The organism is Thermomonas sp., from assembly GCF_047606765.1.
Classification (GTDB): Bacteria; Pseudomonadota; Gammaproteobacteria; order Xanthomonadales; family Xanthomonadaceae; genus Thermomonas.
Genome location: NZ_JASGED010000131.1, coordinates 1 through 4023, shown reverse-complemented (window position 1 = coordinate 4023; position 4023 = coordinate 1). Strand labels below are relative to the sequence as shown.

The 4023-nt window shown below is 65.6% G+C and carries 6 protein-coding genes; 4 read left to right on the top strand and 2 right to left on the bottom strand.

Going from position 1 to position 4023, the window contains the following annotated elements; genetic code table 11:
• The coding region (locus tag QM612_RS12255; RefSeq protein ID WP_415254165.1) for an SLC13 family permease at positions 1-1013 on the top strand (1013 nt) is incomplete at its 5' end.
• A 170-nt stretch (positions 1014-1183) separates the two neighbouring features.
• On the opposite strand, the gene QM612_RS12250 is transcribed toward QM612_RS12255, so the two are convergent.
• Positions 1184-1504, bottom strand: a complete 321-nt coding sequence (locus QM612_RS12250) for a Rieske (2Fe-2S) protein (RefSeq protein ID WP_415254166.1) — start codon at positions 1502-1504, stop codon at positions 1184-1186.
• 117 nt (positions 1505-1621) lie between these two features.
• On the opposite strand from QM612_RS12250, the gene QM612_RS12245 reads away from it, so the two are divergent.
• The 3 genes from QM612_RS12245 to mscL are packed head-to-tail and all read left to right on the top strand — an operon-like array spanning position 1622 to position 3066.
• Positions 1622-1906 (top strand): hypothetical protein, encoded by a 285-nt coding sequence (locus QM612_RS12245; protein ID WP_415254164.1) that lies wholly within the window; start codon positions 1622-1624, stop codon positions 1904-1906.
• On the top strand, positions 1903-2625 hold the full coding sequence (locus QM612_RS12240) for a fumarylacetoacetate hydrolase family protein (protein WP_415254163.1): 723 nt from the start codon (positions 1903-1905) through the stop codon (positions 2623-2625). The genes QM612_RS12245 and QM612_RS12240 overlap by 4 nt, the downstream gene beginning before the upstream one ends.
• A gap of 36 nt (positions 2626-2661) precedes the next feature.
• Positions 2662-3066 carry a large-conductance mechanosensitive channel protein MscL gene (mscL, locus tag QM612_RS12235; protein WP_415254162.1) on the top strand — a complete coding sequence of 135 codons (405 nt, stop codon included), beginning with the start codon at positions 2662-2664 and terminating at the stop codon, positions 3064-3066.
• A gap of 45 nt (positions 3067-3111) precedes the next feature.
• On the opposite strand, the gene QM612_RS12230 is transcribed toward mscL, so the two are convergent.
• The coding region (locus QM612_RS12230; RefSeq protein ID WP_415254161.1) for a retroviral-like aspartic protease family protein at positions 3112-4023 on the bottom strand (912 nt) is incomplete at its 5' end.

The window sequence follows — 4023 nt, the reverse complement described above, 5'->3', positions numbered from 1 at the left end:
CCGGCAATGAATCGCGGCTGGCACCACCCGCCGATGCGCGCATCTGGGTGGGCAGCGTGCTGGGCGCACTCGGCCCGAAACAGCAGATTGCCGACTTCGCGCAGAACAACTTCCTGCGCATGTCATCGCGGCTGCGGGTGTTCGGTGACCTGTTCAATCCCAGCCGCGCCGGCATTTCAGAAGCGGTGGTGCCACCGACTTCCGGCTTCATCGGCAAGACCCAGGCGCAATTGCGGTTGCGCAAGCAGGCCGGCCTGAGCCTGCTGGCGATCAATCGCGACAAGCAGGTGCTGCGCGAGGACGTGCGCAACATCCCGCTGCGCGCCGGCGACATGCTGGTGCTGCACAGCGTCTGGGGCGATCTGGCACAGGCCGCAAAGTCCAAGGATTTCGTGGTGGTCACCGATTACCCGAAGGACGAGCAGCGCCCGCACAAGTTCAAGATCGCGATGACGATCTTCGCGGTATCCATGCTGCTGGCGCTGTCGTCGAAGATCCCGGTGCCGATCGCGCTGATGACCGGCGTGGCCGGCATGCTGGTGGCCGGCGTGCTGCACATCGACGAGGCCTACGCCGCGATCAGCTGGAAAACCGTGTTCCTGATGGCCTGCCTGATCCCGCTGGGCTGGGCGATGGATTCCAGCGGCGCGGCGGCATGGCTGGCCGGGCATACCTTGCAGCGGCTGCCGGACGGCTTCCCGCTGTGGTTGCTGCAATTGCTGATCGGGCTTGTGACCACGCTGTTCTCGCTGGCGATCAGCCACGTCGGCGCGACCATCATCATGGTGCCCATCGCGATCAACGTGGCACTGGCGGCAGGCGGCGACCCCACCGCCTTCGCGCTGATCGTGGCGTTGTCGGCATCGAACAACCTGATGACCTCATCCAACCCGGTGATGTCGATGGTGGTCGGCCCGGCCAATTACACCGGGCGCGAACTGTGGCGCTCGGGCGGGCCGTTGTCGCTGGCCTACCTCATCATCATCGTGCTGGTCATCAATCTGCTGTACTGACGATCTTCGTCATTCCGGCGAAAGCCGGAATCCTGTAGGTACCGAGCTTGCTCGGCACTCGTTCTGCGGAGCAAGCTCCGCAGCTACAAGCACCACGCCGGCGATGATCCCGTAGGTGCCCGAGCTTGCTCGGCACGCACTCTGCGGAGCAAGCTCCGCAGCTACATGCATCACGGCATCGCGCCCAATCGCACCTCGCCATCCGCGCAATGCACCGGCACCGCGCGCAGGCATTCGCCACGGCAGGGGCCGGCCACGCATTCACCGCTGGCAAGATCGAAGGTCGCGCCATGCGCCGCGCACACCAGTTGGCCCTGCTTGTTGCGCATGAACTTGCCAGGTGCCCAGTCCAGCCGCCGCCCGGCATGCGGGCAGACGTTCAACCACGCGCGCACCGCGCCATCGGCATCGCGATGCAGGATCAGCGACTGGGCATCGCCATCCAGCACGGCTTCGCACGCGTTCAGGCTGTCCGGCTGCAAGCTGCCCAGAACCGCGACGGCATCACCATTTAACGAACTACTCACAACTGCTCCGCCGCATCTGTCGATACTTCACGGCATTGTCATGGCGCAGTCATGCCACAGCAACAGGAATCCGTAGCCACGATGTCGATCTTTCGCAGCCACTTGTTCAACCGCATCCGCTCTTCCGCCTTCACCGCGCCGCGTCGCCCGCGCAATCCGCTGCTGCGGATCGTGCTGGGCGTGGTCGGCGTTGCCCTGCTGCTGGGCCTGCTGTTCGTCAGCGTGTTCGTTGGCTTGGCGATGCTGGCCGGTGGCCTGCTGTGGCGGCTGTGGAAGCAGCGCGGCAAACCAATCGCAGCGCGCACGCGCAGCATCGATGGCGACTATCGCGTCGTCAGCAAGGCGCAACTGCCGGTCGCACGGTGAACAGCGGCGACCTGATCGCCGCTGCCGCCACGCCGCGCATCCCCGTGCGCGACCGCGCGGGCAACGCGCTTGGCAGCTTCCCCGTTCGCCGCATCTATTGCGTGGGCCGCAACTTCGCCGACCACGCGCGCGAGATGGGCGCGGCGGCACCGGCATCAAAGGCCGAACGCGGCAACCCCGTGTTCTTCATGAAACCGGCAGACGCCATCGTCATCGATGGTGATGTGCCCTATCCACCCGGCACCCGCGATCTGCATCACGAAGTCGAACTGGTGGTTGCACTGGGCCGTGATGCGCCCGCAGGCGAGCTTGCGGTCGAAGCGGCATCAGAGCTGGTATTCGGCTACACGGTGGGCCTCGACCTGACCCGCCGCGATCTGCAGGCCGCCGCCAAGGCCAAGGGCCTGCCCTGGGACACCGGCAAGGGCTTCGACCATTCCGCGCCGGTCGGTGCATTGCTGCCGGCATCCGACATCGGCGGCATCGACCACCTTCAACTGTCTCTGGACGTGAACGGCCAGCGCCGCCAGCAGTCCACGCTGGATGCGCTGATCTGGGACGTGCCGGACATCCTGCACGAACTGTCGAAGCTGTACGCCCTGCGCGCCGGTGACCTGATCTTCATGGGCACGCCCGCCGGCGTGGCCGCGCTGCAGCCCGGCGATGAATGCGTGGCGCGGCTGGGCGATGCCATCGAACTGCGCTGCCGCATCCGCTAGGCTAGTGGCACCTGTTCCCGCAACCGGAGAAGCACGATGGGCATGATGACCGAGTTCAAGGAATTCGCGATGCGCGGCAACGTGATCGACCTCGCCGTTGGCGTGGTGATTGGCGGCGCATTCGGCAAGATCGTCACCGCGCTGGTGGACAAGGTCATCATGCCGCCCATCGGCCTGCTGATCGGCGGCGTGGACTTCTCCAAACTCGGCATCGTGCTGAAGGAAGCCACGGTCGATGCCGCCGGCAAGGAAGTCCCTGCCGTGGTGCTGGCCTATGGCGAGTTCATCAACGCCATCCTCCAGTTCGTCATCGTGGCGTTTGCCATCTTCCTGATGGTCAAGGCGATCAACCGCATGCACAAGAAGCCGGAAGACGCGCCCGCCGAACCGACCGAAGACGTGCTGCTGCTGCGCGAGATCCGCGATTCGCTGAAGAAGTAAACGCGCCGGGCGGCGGCATCGCCGATGCCGCCCAGCATCGCGCAGTCAATCGCGCAAGGTTTCACCCGGCCCGCAAAGCGCAACCCGGCTGGACCGCTGGTCTATCGCCAGCACGTAATGCCGCAGCACGTGCGCGCCGATCAAAAGCTCCGGAAACGTGTCGGAGACGCGCACCTCCAGATCGACAAGGCGAGCGCTACCGATCTGCATCGGCCCGTCGATGACCGCGCGGCTGATGGCCATGCTGCCGTTGGAGAGCCTGCCCTTGCCCGCCGCTTCCAGTGCGGTGGCGGCAACATCTTCGTACAGGCTTTTCGGGAACACCGCCGTGACATTGGCACCCGTGTCCAGATGGCCGGTGACATGCAGGCCGGCAATCGAAACCGGGACGCGGAACGGGCGCGCGTAGCCGATGCTGCCGTCCGTGTCCGCCGTCATCCCCACCGCCGTGCTGAATGCCAGCATCCTGTTCGGGTAATCGATCACCAGCATTCCGTCGCGGAAGAACTCCCTGCCGATGATGCCAGCGAAGTGCTGCTCTTCCGGCTTGCCGGTGTTGTAGTCGCGGGTGATGACTTCAAGGTCGCGCCGCACCAGTTCGCCCAACGCCAGCGAATGCAGCCGCGTCGTGTCTGCCGTGGCGGTTTGCACGCCATCCGAATTCAGCGCCTGCCCAGCCATCCGCAGGCCCAGCGCCTCCACCAGCGTGGCATCGGCCCGCCCCATCCCGCTTGCGCCCGTGTCCACCGCGAACCGGTAGGGGCCGCCATCGTTCACCTTCGCCTGCACGTAGATGCGCCCGTCCACCAGCTCGAAGGGAACGCGCACCACGGACCGCTGCTGCGCGGCCTGCGCAAGCCTGCATGCATCCGGCTCCTGCCGTGGGGAAGCGTGTGCGCAGGCACATGCCAGCAAGGTGGCGGCGATGGACGCCACGCGGAATGTCTTCATTTCATG

Bases quoted from the DNA above. Each gene is read 5' to 3' on its own strand.
- QM612_RS12245 (WP_415254164.1), top strand. From the start codon at position 1,622: ATGTCGATCTTTCGCAGCCACTTGTTCAACCGCATCCGCTCTTCCGCC.
- mscL (WP_415254162.1), top strand. From the start codon at position 2,662: ATGGGCATGATGACCGAGTTCAAGGAATTCGCGATGCGCGGCAACGTG.